The sequence below is a fragment of the Streptococcus pyogenes genome (assembly GCF_002055535.1).
Lineage (GTDB): Bacteria > Bacillota > Bacilli > Lactobacillales > Streptococcaceae > Streptococcus > Streptococcus pyogenes.
The window spans coordinates 1,296,940-1,312,366 of sequence record NZ_LN831034.1 but is presented as its reverse complement, the minus strand read 5'-3'; the positions used below and the strand labels follow the sequence as shown (position 1 = coordinate 1,312,366).

15 protein-coding genes are annotated in these 15,427 nt (G+C 39.0%); 14 read left to right on the top strand and 1 reads right to left on the bottom strand.

The genetic code is table 11. The features are described 5' to 3' along the window. Window positions 1-8 precede the first annotated feature (8 nt). Both B6D67_RS07015 and B6D67_RS07010 read left to right on the top strand, forming a co-directional pair. Entirely contained in the window at window positions 9-1,088 is a 1,080-nt protein-coding gene (locus B6D67_RS07015; protein WP_010922506.1) for an MmcQ/YjbR family DNA-binding protein, read from the top strand. 13 nt (window positions 1,089-1,101) lie between these two features. After that, window positions 1,102-1,818, top strand: coding sequence for a B3/B4 domain-containing protein (locus tag B6D67_RS07010; RefSeq protein WP_011285642.1), 717 nt, complete (start codon window positions 1,102-1,104; stop codon window positions 1,816-1,818). A 165-nt stretch (window positions 1,819-1,983) separates the two neighbouring features. Here the strand turns inward: B6D67_RS07010 and B6D67_RS07005 are convergent, their stop codons facing one another. Further along, window positions 1,984-2,457: an arginine repressor gene (locus B6D67_RS07005; protein WP_002989056.1), complete on the bottom strand. Its 474-nt coding sequence runs from the start codon at window positions 2,455-2,457 to the stop codon at window positions 1,984-1,986. A 141-nt stretch (window positions 2,458-2,598) separates the two neighbouring features. Here B6D67_RS07005 and B6D67_RS07000 point away from each other — a divergent pair, with 141 nt between their 5' ends. The 12 genes from B6D67_RS07000 to B6D67_RS06945 all read left to right on the top strand — a co-directional run bounded on the left by B6D67_RS07000 (window position 2,599) and on the right by B6D67_RS06945 (window position 15,213). Next, window positions 2,599-3,279 (top strand): Crp/Fnr family transcriptional regulator, encoded by a 681-nt coding sequence (locus tag B6D67_RS07000; protein ID WP_002983795.1) that lies wholly within the window; start codon window positions 2,599-2,601, stop codon window positions 3,277-3,279. Between the two features lie 273 nt (window positions 3,280-3,552). After that, the gene (gene arcA / locus B6D67_RS06995) at window positions 3,553-4,788 is read left to right on the top strand and encodes an arginine deiminase (RefSeq protein ID WP_002983803.1); all 1,236 of its coding nucleotides are present in this window, start codon (window positions 3,553-3,555) and stop codon (window positions 4,786-4,788) included. Between the two features lie 99 nt (window positions 4,789-4,887). Beyond that, complete coding sequence (locus B6D67_RS06990; protein ID WP_010922504.1) at window positions 4,888-5,316, top strand: GNAT family N-acetyltransferase; 429 nt, start codon at window positions 4,888-4,890, stop codon at window positions 5,314-5,316. Between the two features lie 39 nt (window positions 5,317-5,355). Then, window positions 5,356-6,369, top strand: a complete 1,014-nt coding sequence (gene argF, locus B6D67_RS06985; RefSeq protein ID WP_002983808.1) for an ornithine carbamoyltransferase — start codon at window positions 5,356-5,358, stop codon at window positions 6,367-6,369. A gap of 169 nt (window positions 6,370-6,538) precedes the next feature. Further along, window positions 6,539-8,032, top strand: a complete 1,494-nt coding sequence (locus B6D67_RS06980; protein WP_002983810.1) for a YfcC family protein — start codon at window positions 6,539-6,541, stop codon at window positions 8,030-8,032. A 16-nt stretch (window positions 8,033-8,048) separates the two neighbouring features. Then, window positions 8,049-9,380 carry a dipeptidase gene (locus B6D67_RS06975; protein WP_011285641.1) on the top strand — a complete coding sequence of 444 codons (1,332 nt, stop codon included), beginning with the start codon at window positions 8,049-8,051 and terminating at the stop codon, window positions 9,378-9,380. A 19-nt stretch (window positions 9,381-9,399) separates the two neighbouring features. Then, complete coding sequence (gene arcC / locus B6D67_RS06970; protein ID WP_010922501.1) at window positions 9,400-10,350, top strand: carbamate kinase; 951 nt, start codon at window positions 9,400-9,402, stop codon at window positions 10,348-10,350. A gap of 312 nt (window positions 10,351-10,662) precedes the next feature. Next, a complete protein-coding gene (gene asnA, locus B6D67_RS06965) occupies window positions 10,663-11,655 on the top strand; it encodes an aspartate--ammonia ligase (protein WP_010922500.1) in 993 nt (330 codons plus the stop codon). 122 nt (window positions 11,656-11,777) lie between these two features. Further along, on the top strand, window positions 11,778-12,317 hold the full coding sequence (gene rsmD / locus B6D67_RS06960) for a 16S rRNA (guanine(966)-N(2))-methyltransferase RsmD (RefSeq protein ID WP_002983819.1): 540 nt from the start codon (window positions 11,778-11,780) through the stop codon (window positions 12,315-12,317). After that, window positions 12,307-12,798 (top strand): pantetheine-phosphate adenylyltransferase, encoded by a 492-nt coding sequence (gene coaD, locus B6D67_RS06955; RefSeq protein ID WP_002983821.1) that lies wholly within the window; start codon window positions 12,307-12,309, stop codon window positions 12,796-12,798. The genes rsmD and coaD overlap by 11 nt, the downstream gene beginning before the upstream one ends. After that, window positions 12,785-13,822 (top strand): SepM family pheromone-processing serine protease, encoded by a 1,038-nt coding sequence (locus tag B6D67_RS06950; RefSeq protein ID WP_010922499.1) that lies wholly within the window; start codon window positions 12,785-12,787, stop codon window positions 13,820-13,822. The genes coaD and B6D67_RS06950 overlap by 14 nt, the downstream gene beginning before the upstream one ends. Before the next feature lie 413 nt (window positions 13,823-14,235). Then, window positions 14,236-15,213, top strand: a complete 978-nt coding sequence (locus B6D67_RS06945; protein ID WP_002994809.1) for a LacI family DNA-binding transcriptional regulator — start codon at window positions 14,236-14,238, stop codon at window positions 15,211-15,213. The last annotated feature ends 214 nt before the right edge of the window (window positions 15,214-15,427 follow it).

Below are 15,427 nucleotides of genomic sequence, written 5' to 3'. Positions count from 1 at the left end.
AGGATATCATGAGTTTAGCAACTGACTATTTTAGCCGACAGACCCCCATAGTTGAAAAGCTAATGGCTTACGGTTTTGAGAAGCGAGACAACGGTTATTTCTATAACGAACGGTTTATGGAAGGGGAATTTGAGGCGCAGCTTAGGATTGATGAGGCTGGCAATATCTGGGATCGGGTTATTGATTGTGACTTGGAGGAGGATTATTTGCCTTTACAACAAGCAGCCTGGCAAGGAACCTATACTGGGCAGGTTAGAGCGGCCTATTTGGAACTTTTGGAGCGCTTATCAGTAGCCTGTTTTGAAGCCACTCCTTTTCAGTCAATGCAAGCTAATAGACTTGCTAAGCATATCACCAAAGAATGGTCTGACCCAATGGACTATCCTTTTGAAAAGCACCCAGACCTTGCAACCTATCGGGTAGGGGGCAAATGGTATGCTATGATTTTTTCTCTCTTGGCTGATAAATTAGACCAGATACCAGAGAGATTAGTAGGACAGACATGTGAAGTGATGACTGTCAAAGTTAATCCCAAGGCTTTCCCTCAGTTACTGCAGCAAGAAGGCATTTACCCAGCGTATCACATGTCAAAGAAAAACTGGATTAGTATTATTTTGGATGATAAGGTAACAGATGATAAGCTTTGGACGTTAGTGACTCAAAGTCGTCAACTAGTCAACCCAAACGGTCTTTCTAATCCTAATGGTCCTGATTATTGGGTTATTCCAGCTAATTTGAAATACTATGACATTGATGCAGAATTTGCAGCCAATGATGTGATTTTATGGACCCAAAAAGCTGGTATTGCCGTGGGAGACTACGTGCTGATTTATATAACAGCCCCAGTCAAATCCATTCGCTATGTCTGCCAAGTTCTAGAAACTGATATACCTAACGAGGGTTATCGTAAAAATCCTAACATTGACAAACTCATGCGTCTCCGAAAATGCCAACAGTACAAGGATGGTCTCTTGTCTTTTGACCTTATGAAAAAACATGGCGTAGCTGCAGTGAGAGGGCCAAGACGATTAAGCCCTCAATTAATTGCATTTTTAAAGGAAAAAGAGTATTTTAAAGAGAACAACTAAAGGAGAATAAGAGATGGTTGAATTTGTAGCAGATCAAAGTTTTTGGGAACTTTTTCCAGGTGCCAAACTAGGTGTCGTCTTATTAAAGGATGTTCAGAACCAAGCAGAGTCACCAGAAGATGTCAAACAGCTCTTAGCAGACAGCCATGAGTTAGCAAAAGCTTATTTAACAGCAGACAATTTTAGTGATAATCAGGTGGTTCAAGTCTACCGCAAGGCCTATCAACACTTTAAAACCAAAAAAGGAGCTCGCTCTAGCATTGAAGCCCTTCTCAAGCGGGTGTCAAATGGTCAAAGCATTCCGTCTATTAACCCACTAGTGGATATTTATAATGCGGCTAGTCTACGTTTTGGTTTACCTGCTGGAGCCGAAGATAGTGACAGTTTTATCGGAGATTTGCGTCTGACGATAACAGATGGTGGTGACGACTTTTACTTGATTGGGGATGCTGACAACAACCCAACCTTGCCAAATGAACTCTGTTATAAAGATGATATTGGAGCGGTTTGTCGTTGCCTTAACTGGCGAGATGGCGAACGCACCATGGTGACAGAACACACCAAAAATGCATTTCTGATTATCGAAGCTCTTGATCAAGAAGGTCAAAATAGATTGCAAGAAGCTCTGAAATTCATTGAAGGCAGCGCAAAAATGTACCTTCATGCAATCACTTCTGTGCATGTGTTGGATAAAGACAATCCACACGTGCCACTTTTTACAGAAAACTAGATTAGTAGGATGAGCTGTGTAAAAATAGAAGGTTAACAAAAAGCGAGTAAACGAATGTCCTGTCATTTAGGTTTTCGTTTACTCGCTTTTTGATGAGATTTTACTGCTGTCCTAGCAAAAGGTGAGGATGAGGTCGTATATCACATAGAGGTTTTCTGTTAAGCCTTATTTGTTACTAAAGAAGAATGGTGGCGTGTAATGACTAAGGGTTTCGTAACAGGCCTTAGCTTGCTCATTGTCTTCACAGACAATCAAGCAAGTATCATCACCACAGACCGTTGCTACAATTTCTGGAATTTGCATGGCATCTAAAATGGAGCCAAAGGATTGGGCTAGTCCAGGTAACGTTTTTAAAATAATTTGATGTTGAACTATCTTTAACATGACCAAAGCGTCTTCCATGTAAAAACGAAGACGATGTTCCCAGCGGGTTTGTGAAATGGCTAACGCTTCATAGTGTGTGTCGTTTCCAGAAGTTACTTTGACCAGGTTCAATTCCTTCATGTCACGTGATAGGGTAGCCTGAGTGATCGTGATGCCATTTTTTTGCAACCGTTCTTGTAATTCTTGCTGTGTATGTATAGTTGTCTCAGAGATGAGGGAACGTATGAGTTGGTGACGCGTCTCTTTCTTATTCATTGTTATAATCTTCCTTTAACGTAATTGATAACAATCCGAGTATAGCAAAAAGAGGAGAAGGTGTAAAGTTTTTGATGAACCGCTTACAAAATGGCTTTTTTATGGTAAAATAAAGATGATGTTTAGAAAAAGGAGATTTGTGTGATTCGAAGAGAAGATTATCAATACCTTAGAAAACTAAACGATTTTCGCTACTTTTCTATTGAACAATTTGACAAAATTGTAGGGCAGATGGAATTCCGAAAAGCTAAAAAGGACCATATCCTTTTTTTTGAGGGAGATAAAAGAGATAAGCTTTTTCTAGTGACCTCTGGTTATTTCAAGGTGGAGCAGTCCGATCAATCAGGAACCTTCATGTATACGGATTTCATCAGACACGGCACCATTTTTCCTTACGGTGGCCTCTTTACAGATGATTATTACCATTTTTCAGTGGTAGCCATGACAGACGTGACTTATTTTTACTTTCCAGTCGATTTATTTGAAGATTATTCGCTTGAAAATCGTCTACAAATGAAACACTTATATAGTAAGATGTCTAAGCTGCTCGAGTTACATGAGTTGAGGGTCCGAAACTTGATTACATCAAGTGCTAGTTCTCGTGTGATTCAATCTCTGGCGATTTTGCTGGTTGAAATGGGTAAAGACAGTGATACCTTACCTTTTCAATTAACAACAACAGATATTGCTCAAATAAGTGGGACGACAAGAGAAACAGTTAGCCATGTGCTTAGAGATTTGAAGAAGCAAGAATTGATTACCATAAAAGGTAAGTATTTGACTTATCTAGATAAAGACTATTTTTTACAATACACAAAGTGAATTAAAGGTCAGAACACTTTATTTTAAAAGTTTTTCTGACTTATTTTAATTTATAAGTATAAATTTTTACACTAAGATGTAAAAAACATACAAGTAAACGAATACAAATCTATAAAAATAAAAACAACGCTCAAAAAATGTAAGCGATTACTCAAAATAGCTGTGAGAAATACCCTATTTTTATCTTTTTTAAGGAGTACACTAGGAATATAAGCAAGAGTTAAGAATCTTGACGGTGAATTCACAAAAACCAATTAGAAAGAGGTAATTCTTATGACTGCTCAAACACCAATTCATGTTTATTCTGAAATTGGAAAATTAAAAAAAGTGTTGCTCCACAGACCCGGTAAAGAAATTGAAAATCTTATGCCAGACTACTTGGAACGCTTGTTGTTTGATGATATTCCATTCTTAGAGGATGCCCAAAAAGAACATGATGCTTTTGCCCAAGCTTTGCGTGACGAAGGTATTGAAGTCTTGTACCTTGAGACCTTAGCTGCAGAATCTCTTGTCACTCCAGAAATTCGCGAAGCTTTCATCGATGAATACCTAAGTGAAGCTAATATCCGTGGAAGAGCTACTAAAAAAGCCATTCGTGAATTGTTGATGGCTATCGAAGACAATCAAGAATTGATTGAAAAAACCATGGCAGGAGTTCAAAAATCTGAACTTCCAGAGATCCCAGCATCTGAAAAAGGCTTGACTGACTTGGTTGAATCCAATTACCCATTTGCCATCGACCCAATGCCAAACCTTTATTTCACACGGGACCCATTCGCAACTATCGGTACAGGTGTTTCTCTTAACCACATGTTCTCAGAAACCCGTAACCGTGAAACCCTTTATGGTAAATACATTTTCACTCATCACCCAATTTATGGTGGTGGCAAAGTGCCTATGGTTTATGACCGTAATGAAACCACTCGCATTGAAGGTGGGGACGAACTTGTTCTTTCAAAAGATGTGCTTGCGGTTGGTATTTCTCAACGTACAGATGCTGCTTCTATTGAAAAATTGTTGGTTAACATCTTTAAACAAAACCTTGGCTTCAAGAAAGTATTGGCCTTTGAATTTGCAAATAACCGTAAATTTATGCACTTAGACACTGTCTTTACCATGGTTGACTATGACAAATTCACCATTCACCCAGAAATTGAAGGCGACCTTCGTGTTTACTCTGTCACTTACGACAATGAAGAACTTCATATCGTTGAAGAAAAAGGTGATTTAGCAGAACTTCTTGCTGCTAACCTTGGTGTTGAAAAAGTTGACCTTATCCGTTGTGGTGGTGACAACTTAGTAGCAGCAGGTCGTGAACAATGGAACGATGGTTCTAATACCTTGACCATCGCACCAGGTGTGGTTGTGGTTTATAACCGTAACACCATTACCAATGCCATTCTTGAATCTAAAGGCTTGAAGTTGATCAAGATTCACGGAAGTGAATTGGTTCGCGGTCGTGGTGGACCTCGTTGTATGTCAATGCCATTTGAACGTGAAGATATTTAATAAGCTATGGTAAAGGTGGTTATAGGTCAGAAGCCTTTTTAAAGGGCAGCTAGTGTTTATCTTCGCTTCTGTGTCTTTGTCCTTCAATGAAATTTTGTCATGGCAGATAAATTTGATGCCAATGACGAAACAAGAACGGTTTATGCAGTCGTTTATGACAATGACCAGCCCGTTTCAACAGGACAATTTTTAGCTGAAACGAAAATAGAAGCACGATTGACACGCATTGTAACCTTAGCAGATTATTGTGGTTGCGGTTATGGTGCCAAAGTCACTGAAGCGCTCGAAACTTATACCAGACGAGAAGGCTTTTACCAACTAACCATTCACAGTGAACTGACAGCACAAACCTTTTATGAAAACCTAGGTTATCAGTCCTATGGTCCCAAGTGTTTAGAAGATGGTGAGTATTGTCAGTCCCTTGCAAAAACCATTCTTAAATGGGAGAAGAATATGGACATAGCAATGCTAATTGCGATTGTTGGTGGTCTATTAGGCTGCTATCTCTATCTCACAAAAAATAATTAATCAAAACAGATTACAGTTAACACTCGAAGGAGACAATAGATGACACAAGTATTTCAAGGACGTAGCTTCCTAGCAGAAAAAGATTTTACACGCGCTGAATTAGAATACCTTATTGATTTTTCAGCACATTTGAAAGATTTGAAAAAACGTGGTGTGCCTCATCACTACTTAGAAGGTAAAAACATTGCCCTCTTGTTTGAAAAAACATCAACTCGTACGCGTGCAGCTTTTACAACAGCAGCCATTGACCTAGGTGCTCACCCAGAATACCTCGGTGCCAATGACATCCAACTTGGTAAAAAAGAATCAACAGAAGACACTGCTAAAGTATTGGGTCGTATGTTTGATGGGATTGAATTCCGTGGCTTTAGCCAACGCATGGTTGAAGAATTGGCAGAATTCTCAGGTGTGCCAGTTTGGAATGGTTTGACTGATGAATGGCACCCAACCCAAATGCTTGCTGACTATTTAACAGTGAAAGAAAACTTTGGCAAACTTGAAGGCCTTACCCTTGTTTACTGTGGTGACGGGCGTAATAACGTTGCCAATTCCCTTCTTGTGACTGGTGCTATCCTTGGTGTTAATGTTCATATCTTCTCACCAAAAGAACTTTTCCCAGAAGAAGAGATTGTGACATTGGCTGAAGGCTATGCTAAAGAAAGTGGCGCTCGTATCCTTATCACAGAAGATGCTGACGAAGCTGTTAAAGGCGCAGACGTGCTTTACACAGATGTTTGGGTATCAATGGGTGAAGAAGACAAATTCAAAGAACGTGTTGAATTGCTTCAACCATATCAAGTCAACATGGACCTTGTTCAAAAAGCAGGAAATGACAAGCTTATCTTCTTGCACTGCTTGCCAGCTTTCCATGACACAAATACCGTTTATGGTAAAGACGTTGCTGAAAAATTCGGCGTGAAAGAAATGGAAGTCACTGATGAAGTCTTCCGCAGCAAATACGCTCGTCATTTTGACCAAGCTGAAAACCGCATGCACACTATCAAAGCGGTTATGGCAGCAACCCTTGGTAACCTCTTTATTCCAAAAGTGTAATAAGGACTGGTACTCCTTAACTCATTTCACATATCAATGTGACCCCTTTAATTTAACAATTTAACTACTTAAAAACGTACTTTAACTACATGACAAGTCGTTCTGGTTTTCGCGTCCTTGACCGGAACTAGAACGGCTTATTTTTATGAAAAGGTAAGAGGTAATCATTATGACAGAAGAAAAAAAACGGGGTTTTAGAATTCCTTCTTCTTACACCGTTCTTTTTATCATTATAGCCATCATGGCAGTGTTAACTTGGTTTATTCCAGCTGGCGCCTACGAAACCGCTAAGGGCGGTGGTGTTATTTCAGGAACCTACAAAACAGTAGCATCCAATCCTCAAGGATTTTTTGACATCTTGATGGCTCCCGTTCGAGGCATGTTAGGTGTTGAAGGCACTGATGGTGCTATTCAAGTGTCTTTCTTTATCTTAATGGTTGGGGGCTTTTTAGGAGTTGTCAACAAAACAGGTGCTCTTGACACAGGGATTGCGTCAGTGGTTCGTAAAAACAAAGGTAGAGAAAAAATGCTGATTGCTATTTTAATCCCTTTGTTTGCTCTAGGTGGAACGACCTATGGTATGGGGGAAGAAACCATGGCCTTTTACCCACTTTTAATTCCTGTTATGATTGCGGTTGGTTTTGACAGTATTGTTGCTGTAGCCATTATTTTGATTGGTTCTCAAATTGGGTGTCTAGCCTCCACTATTAACCCATTTGCAACTGGTGTAGCAGCTGATGCTGCTGGTGTCAGCATTGCAGATGGAATGATTTGGCGTGTTATCCAATGGGTTATTCTTGTCGGCATGTCTATTTGGTTTGTTTACAATTACGCTAGTAAGATTGAAGAAGACCCAAGTAAATCATTGGTTGCAGACAAGGAAGAAGAGCATAAGGAACTCTTCCAGTTGCAAAATTCTGGAGAAGACTTAAACAAGCGCCAACGAAACGTTTTGACCATTTTTACTTTGACCTTTGTCATTATGATTCTTAGTTTGATTCCGTGGGAAGATTTTGGCATCAAATTCTTTACTAATATCAATACTTGGTTAACCACAATGCCTATCTTAGGGGGAGTTATTGGGAAAACCATGGGAGCATTTGGTACTTGGTATTTCCCAGAAATCACCATGCTCTTTATCATGATGGGTGTCTTAGTTGCTATTGTTTATCGTATGAGTGAAGAAGACTTTTTTAGCTCTTTTTTGACTGGTGCAGGTGAATTTTTAGGTGTTGCCATGATCTGTGCTATTGCACGCGGTATTCAAGTTATCATGAATGGTGGTATGATTACAGCCACTATCTTACACTTAGGTGAAACAAGTCTTTCTGGTTTATCTTCTCAAGTTTTTGTGATATTAGCTTATATTTTCTACCTCCCAATGTCCTTCTTGATTCCATCAACATCAGGACTTGCTGGGGCTACAATGGGAATTATGGCACCGCTTGGACAATTCTCAAATGTCCCTGCTCACCTTGTTATTACAGCCTTCCAGTCAGCTTCTGGAATCTTAAACATGATTTCTCCAACTTCAGCAATCGTTATGGGAGCACTTGCGCTTGGTCGCGTTGACCTTGGTACTTGGTGGAAATTCATTGGTAAATTTATTGTAATGGTGATGCTTGTAAGCGTGCTATTACTTGTAGTTGCAACATTCTTTTAACAGATAGGAGGTTCCTATGGAATCCTATATCACACCTAAACATCAAGAGGCCTGTGTAGCTGCCATTAAACAGATCGTTTCTTACCCTTCTGTTTGTCATGAAGGAGAAAATGGCACACCTTTTGGACAGGCCATTCAAGATGTTCTCGAAGCAACCTTAGACTTATGTCAAGGTCTTGGTTTTCATACTTATATTGATCCTGAAGGTTACTATGGCTATGCTGAGTTAGGTGACCAAAAAGAGGTCTTGGCTATTCTTTGCCATTTGGACGTTGTTCCAGAAGGAGATCGTCAGTTATGGAAGACAGATCCTTTTGACTGTGTTGAGGCAGACGGCTGTTTATTTGGTCGAGGCACTCAAGACGATAAAGGGCCTACTATGATGGCGCTATTTGCCACCAAAGCCTTGATAGATGCAGGCGTTACCTTTAATAAACGCATTCGTTTTATTTTCGGAACAGATGAAGAAACTTTGTGGCGGTGTATGAATCGCTACAATGATGTAGAAGAACAGGCTACCTTTGGGTTTGCTCCTGATTCAAGTTTCCCTTTAACCTATGCCGAAAAAGGCCTACTTCAGGCAAAATTAGTGGGGAAAGGTTCTGATAAACTGTCACTTGAAATCGGACAAGCCTACAATGTTGTTCCTGCAAGAGCCTCTTATCAAGGTGATAAGCTTGAGGCTTTACAAAAAGAACTAGATAAGCTTGGCTTTGAGTACGTCGTCAAAGAGGGAGAATTAACGGTTTATGGTCTCGCCCAACATGCTAAAGATGCTCCCGATGGCATCAACGCTATGATTAGGCTTGCCAAGGCTTTAGTGGTCCTTGAACCTAACAAAACCCTTGATTTTCTTGCTAATGTCATTGATGAAGATGGCAGAGCACTTAATATTTTTGGCAGAATCGAAGATGAACCTTCAGGCAAATTAAGCTTTAATGCCGCAGGGCTTACCTTAACCAAAGACAAGGCAGAAATTCGCCTAGATATTCGGATTCCAGTTTTGGCAGATAAGGAAAAATTAGTCCAACAATTAAGCCAAAAAGCACAAGAATACGGCCTAACCTATGAAGAATTTGATTATTTGGCCCCATTATATGTGCCATTAGACAGTGAATTGGTAACAACCTTGTTATCTGTCTATCGGAAAAAAACAGGTGATCAAAGCCCTGCCCAATCATCAGGAGGGGCAACCTTTGCTAGAACAATGAAGAATTGTGTTGCCTTTGGTGCCCTTTTCCCTGATGCTGTTCAAACGGAACACCAAGAAAATGAACATATTGTTTTAGCGGATGCTTACCGCGCTATGGATATTTATGCGGAAGCTATTTACCGACTAACGCGATAACAAGATATGAGGAGTAATTATGACGAAACAAAAAATCGTAGTCGCACTTGGAGGAAATGCTATTCTTTCAACAGATGCGTCAGCAAAAGCACAACAAGAAGCCTTGATTTCCACATCAAAATCACTGGTTAAATTAATTAAAGAAGGTCATGAAGTCATCGTGACCCACGGCAATGGCCCACAAGTTGGTAATCTCTTGTTACAACAAGCAGCAGCAGATTCTGAAAAGAATCCGGCTATGCCTTTGGATACTTGTGTTGCCATGACAGAAGGTAGCATCGGTTTTTGGTTAGTTAATGCCCTCGATAATGAATTGCAAGCCCAAGGTATTCAAAAAGAAGTGGCAGCTGTTGTCACTCAAGTGATCGTGGATGCCAAAGACCCAGCTTTTGAAAACCCAACAAAACCAATTGGTCCATTTCTTACCGAAGAAGATGCCAAAAAACAAATGGCGGAGTCTGGTGCAAGTTTCAAAGAAGATGCAGGTCGTGGCTGGCGTAAGGTTGTGCCATCACCAAAACCAGTTGGTATTAAAGAAGCCAATGTCATCAGAAGTCTCGTTGATTCTGGCGTTGTTGTGGTTAGTGCTGGTGGTGGCGGTGTGCCCGTTGTGGAAGATGCTACTAGCAAGACCCTGACTGGTGTGGAAGCTGTTATTGACAAGGACTTTGCTAGTCAAACCCTTTCAGAATTGGTGGACGCAGACCTCTTTATCGTTTTGACAGGAGTTGATAATGTTTACGTCAACTTCAACAAACCTGACCAAGCCAAATTGGAAGAAGTGACTGTCTCTCAAATGAAAGAATACATCACACAAGACCAATTTGCACCAGGTAGTATGTTACCAAAAGTGGAAGCTGCCATTGCTTTTGTTGAAAACAAACCAAATGCTAAAGCCATTATCACATCGCTCGAAAATATTGACAATGTACTATCAGCAAACGCTGGAACACAAATTATCGCAGGGTAATCAAGAGGATTTTTAGTTCTGTTTAAAAGACTCATTTAATGGTATTTTCTGAAGAGTACGACTGACATAAAGAGTTGATACTGTTTTTAAAGGAAAAGAGTGTGCCATAATAAAAAACAATAATAGTATTAGAAAAGGCTAATTTTATTGAGAATTAGCCTTTTCTTTTAGCTTTGATAGGTGTATAATAACCATACTATTTTTTATTTTTCAAAATATTAGAATAAACAAAAGTGGACAACGTATAAAGAGAACTGCTAAGTCGTTGAGCTCATTAGTCCCAAAAAGATTACCAAAAAAGAAGGAAGAACTATGAAGAAAAGTTTTATTCATCAACAAGAGGAGATTTCCTTTGTTAAGAATACGTTCACTCAGTATTTGATTGCTAAGTTAGATGTTGTTGAAGTGCAAGGACCCATTTTAAGTCGGGTCGGGGACGGTATGCAAGATAATTTGTCCGGTACTGAAAATCCAGTATCTGTCAATGTCTTGAAAATTCCTAATGCAACCTTTGAAGTTGTGCATTCATTAGCAAAATGGAAACGTCACACCTTAGCCCGTTTTGGGTTTAATGAAGGTGAAGGCCTTGTTGTTAATATGAAGGCTCTCCGACCTGATGAGGATTCACTTGACCAAACCCATTCTGTCTATGTTGACCAATGGGACTGGGAAAAAGTCATCCCTGATGGCAAACGTAATCTCGCTTACCTCAAAGAAACCGTTGAAACCATTTACAAGGTCATTCGGTTAACTGAATTAGCTGTAGAAGCTCGTTATGATATTGAGGCTGTTTTACCTAAGAAAATAACCTTCATTCATACCGAAGAATTGGTAGCTAAATACCCTGATTTGACGCCCAAAGAACGTGAAAATGCCATTACTAAAGAATTTGGAGCAGTCTTTTTAATTGGTATTGGCGGGGTTTTACCTGACGGTAAACCACACGATGGCCGCGCTCCTGACTATGATGACTGGACAACAGAAACTGAAAATGGCTATCATGGGCTTAATGGTGATATTTTGGTTTGGAATGACCAACTTGGTTCAGCCTTTGAATTATCCTCAATGGGGATCCGTGTGGATGAAGAGGCCCTAAAACGTCAGGTGGAAATGACTGGTGACCAAGACCGCTTAGGCTTTGATTGGCACAAATCTTTGTTGAATGGACTTTTCCCTCTAACGATTGGTGGAGGAATCGGTCAATCACGTATGGTCATGTTTTTGTTGCGTAAACAACATATTGGAGAAGTTCAGACCTCCGTTTGGCCCCAAGAAGTTCGTGATAGCTACGATAATATTTTATAAGTAATCACATCATTTTGCTAAGTTTTCCACTTGTATAAGAGACTTTAAATAAATGATCAGAAATATTGAAAAAAGAAATCATTTTTAAGGTTTAGAGCTAGAAATTTGCTATAATAAATGTTATGAGAGTTGTATCAGGTGAATTTGGTGGGCGTCCTTTAAAGACGCTCGATGGAAAGATAACACGCCCTACTTCAGACAAAGTTAGAGGTGCGATTTTTAATATGATAGGACCTTACTTTAATGGTGGTCGTGTTTTAGATTTGTTTGCAGGTTCAGGTGGATTAGCCATTGAGGCTGTTTCTCGTGGGATGTCTGCTGCAGTTTTGGTTGAGAAGAATCGTAAAGCGCAAGCTATTATTCAAGACAATATTATAATGACTAAAGCTGAGAATCGGTTTACCTTGTTAAAAATGGAAGCTGAGCGAGCTATTGATTGCTTGACTGGTCGATTTGACTTAGTCTTTTTAGACCCTCCTTATGCCAAAGAAACAATTGTGGCAACTATTGAAGCTTTAGCAGCTAAAAACTTATTGAGTGAACAGGTTATGGTTGTCTGTGAGACAGATAAAACAGTCTTGTTGCCAAAAGAGATTGCAACGTTAGGTATTTGGAAAGAAAAAATTTATGGAATTAGTAAGGTAACAGTTTATGTTAACTAAAATAGGACTTTATACAGGGTCATTTGATCCTGTTACAAACGGTCATCTCGATATTGTTAAACGGGCAAGTGGCCTATTTGATCAAATATATGTTGGGATTTTTGATAATCCTACCAAAAAAAGCTATTTTAAACTAGAAGTTCGTAAAGCAATGCTTACTCAAGCTCTGGCTGATTTTACAAATGTAATTGTAGTAACTTCGCACGAACGTTTAGCTATTGATGTAGCTAAAGAATTACGAGTAACTCACTTGATTAGAGGCTTGCGAAATGCAACTGACTTTGAGTATGAAGAAAATTTGGAATATTTTAATCACCTTTTAGCTCCAAATATTGAAACCGTCTATTTGATATCAAGAAATAAATGGCAGGCCCTTAGCTCTAGTCGTGTGAGAGAGCTAATTCATTTTCAGTCTTCCTTAGAAGGTTTGGTTCCTCAGTCGGTTATTGCTCAAGTGGAGAAAATGAATGAAAAGACTTAAAAAAATCAAATGGTGGTTAGTGGGTCTGCTAGCTTTAATCTCTTTGTTGCTAGCGTTATTTTTTCCGCTACCTTATTATATTGAAATGCCTGGAGGCGCTTACGATATTCGGACTGTCTTACAAGTCAATGGCAAAGAAGACAAACGAAAAGGAGCTTACCAGTTTGTTGCAGTGGGCATTAGTCGTGCCAGCCTCGCTCAGCTATTATATGCTTGGCTGACACCGTTTACTGAAATTAGTACAGCAGAAGATACAACAGGCGGATACAGCGATGCTGATTTCCTTCGAATTAATCAATTTTACATGGAAACATCACAAAATGCAGCTATTTATCAAGCTTTATCCTTAGCTGGAAAACCAGTTACATTAGATTATAAAGGCGTATATGTTTTAGACGTAAACAACGAATCTACTTTTAAAGGAACGCTACACTTAGCAGATACTGTAACAGGTGTAAATGGTAAACAGTTTACTAGTTCAGCAGAACTTATTGACTATGTTTCTCACCTAAAACTAGGGGATGAAGTTACGGTTCAGTTTACGAGTGATAATAAGCCTAAAAAAGGAGTTGGCCGTATTATCAAACTGAAAAATGGGAAAAATGGGATTGGCATTGCCTTGACTGATCATACAAGTGTCAATTCAGAAGACACAGTGATCTTTAGTACTAAAGGAGTAGGAGGACCTAGTGCTGGTCTAATGTTTACTCTTGATATATATGATCAAATAACTAAAGAAGATTTACGCAAGGGCCGTACAATTGCAGGTACAGGAACTATTGGCAAGGATGGCGAAGTAGGAGATATTGGTGGTGCAGGTCTTAAAGTAGTTGCAGCAGCTGAAGCTGGTGCAGATATATTTTTTGTTCCGAATAATCCTGTTGATAAGGAAATTAAAAAAGTTAATCCAAATGCTATAAGTAATTACGAAGAAGCCAAACGGGCAGCCAAACGACTAAAGACCAAAATGAAGATTGTTCCTGTTACGACTGTTCAAGAGGCACTGGTTTATCTTCGCAAATAAAATAACTATGAATGTATTATATTCAATTATATTCACGCTATTAACTCATAAAAAACGGTTGAACCAGATAGACAGATCCTTGACCAGTCTTTTGGGTTCAATCATTTTTTACATAAAACATATCTAACTTGACAGCGTAAAAAAGATGTTATAAAAGTCTAGTGGTAAAAAGGCAATAGAGAATTGAGTAAACTTTAGTCGATTATCTGGAAATAGAGCATACTAAAAACACCTAGTGAAAATTGATTTTTTTCACTAGCTCATCCAAGAACTTGCGCAGATAATCATGAGTCCATTCCATGACTCTATTATTCTGGAAAGCCTTGCAATAGACAAGTTAACGTTATAACAACTAAATTAAAAACTTGAGATTGAAAAATCCCCATAAACTTATTTTACAAGGAGGTAAGGCTATGGTAACCATTAAACAAGTTGCTGAAGAAGCAGGTGTTTCTAGATCAACAGTCTCCAGGTATATTTCTCAAAAAGGATATGTATCTGATGATGCAAGGCATAAAATCAAAGCAGCGATAGCAAAATTACATTACACTCCAAATGTCTTGGCGCAGTCATTGAAGACGAAAAAAAATCAACTAGTCGGTTTATTATTACCAGACATTTCCAATCCTTTTTTTCCGAGGTTAGCAAGAGGAGCAGAAGAATATTTAAAAGAAAAGGGGTATCGGGTTATGCTAGGAAATATTTCAGACAGCGAAGCTCTTGAAGAAGAATACGTCCATGTCCTTCTTCAAAGCAATGCTGCTGGCATTATTACTACCCATGACTTTACAAAGCGGTATCCTACTCTTGCTATTCCAGTTGTAGTGGTAGATCGTGTTGACCAAGAGACCCAGTACGGTGTCTTTTCAGATAATAGGGCAGGGGGCTTATTGGCGGCTCAGACTGTCTGGCAAGCAGGGGCAAAAGAAGTTTTGTTAATAAGAGGTCCGCTGGATAATGCTGAAAACATTAATGAGCGGTTTGAAGCTAGTTTTTCTTACCTTCAAAAACAAGACGTGACTATGTATGTGTGTGATAGTCAGAATTTTGATTTTGAAAGTATTCAGCTAGAAGCTAGTTACAACCTCAAGTGTTACCCAACAATAGACAGTATTATAGCACCTTCTGATATCCATGCTATTGCTTATATTCATGAACTGCATTCTCAAGGTAAAAAGATTCCTCAAGATGTTCAAATAATAGGTTATGATGACATTTTAATGAGTCAATTTATTTATCCTTCTTTATCGACTATTCATCAATCCTCTTATTTGATGGGCCGTTATGCCGCCGAATTAGTTTATACTATTGCTAGTCAATTAACTGTGAAAGCAAATCGGATTAAATTGCCTGTTCACTACGTTGAGCGAGAAACAATAAGGAAAAGATAAGTAATAATATTAGTCCAGATTTTAGCAGGTATGATGAAGATTTATTGGGATTTACCTTCTACTTTAAAAGAAGTTATCTGTCATTACTTTCATCGCTATCAGTCAAAATGCATTCTTATGCAACTCTTAACCTTAAGCTTAATGTCTTTTTGATAACATAGAGGAATGTTACACGATGATGATGCAATAAAGCCTAAATATAGTAATTGTCGTG

Excerpts from the sequence above, each read along its gene's own strand:
- B6D67_RS07010 (WP_011285642.1), top strand. The coding sequence starts at position 1,102 with ATGGTTGAATTTGTAGCAGATCAAAGTTTTTGGGAACTTTTTCCAGGT.
- B6D67_RS06975 (WP_011285641.1), top strand. The coding sequence starts at position 8,049 with ATGGAATCCTATATCACACCTAAACATCAAGAGGCCTGTGTAGCTGCC.
- B6D67_RS06945 (WP_002994809.1), top strand. The coding sequence starts at position 14,236 with ATGGTAACCATTAAACAAGTTGCTGAAGAAGCAGGTGTTTCTAGATCA.
- B6D67_RS06950 (WP_010922499.1), top strand. The coding sequence starts at position 12,785 with ATGAAAAGACTTAAAAAAATCAAATGGTGGTTAGTGGGTCTGCTAGCT.
- rsmD (WP_002983819.1), top strand. The coding sequence starts at position 11,778 with ATGAGAGTTGTATCAGGTGAATTTGGTGGGCGTCCTTTAAAGACGCTC.
- asnA (WP_010922500.1), top strand. The coding sequence starts at position 10,663 with ATGAAGAAAAGTTTTATTCATCAACAAGAGGAGATTTCCTTTGTTAAG.
- arcC (WP_010922501.1), top strand. The coding sequence starts at position 9,400 with ATGACGAAACAAAAAATCGTAGTCGCACTTGGAGGAAATGCTATTCTT.
- arcA (WP_002983803.1), top strand. The coding sequence starts at position 3,553 with ATGACTGCTCAAACACCAATTCATGTTTATTCTGAAATTGGAAAATTA.
- B6D67_RS06980 (WP_002983810.1), top strand. The coding sequence starts at position 6,539 with ATGACAGAAGAAAAAAAACGGGGTTTTAGAATTCCTTCTTCTTACACC.
- argF (WP_002983808.1), top strand. The coding sequence starts at position 5,356 with ATGACACAAGTATTTCAAGGACGTAGCTTCCTAGCAGAAAAAGATTTT.
- coaD (WP_002983821.1), top strand. The coding sequence starts at position 12,307 with ATGTTAACTAAAATAGGACTTTATACAGGGTCATTTGATCCTGTTACA.
- B6D67_RS06990 (WP_010922504.1), top strand. The coding sequence starts at position 4,888 with ATGGCAGATAAATTTGATGCCAATGACGAAACAAGAACGGTTTATGCA.
- B6D67_RS07015 (WP_010922506.1), top strand. The coding sequence starts at position 9 with ATGAGTTTAGCAACTGACTATTTTAGCCGACAGACCCCCATAGTTGAA.
- B6D67_RS07005 (WP_002989056.1), bottom strand. The coding sequence starts at position 2,457 with ATGAATAAGAAAGAGACGCGTCACCAACTCATACGTTCCCTCATCTCT.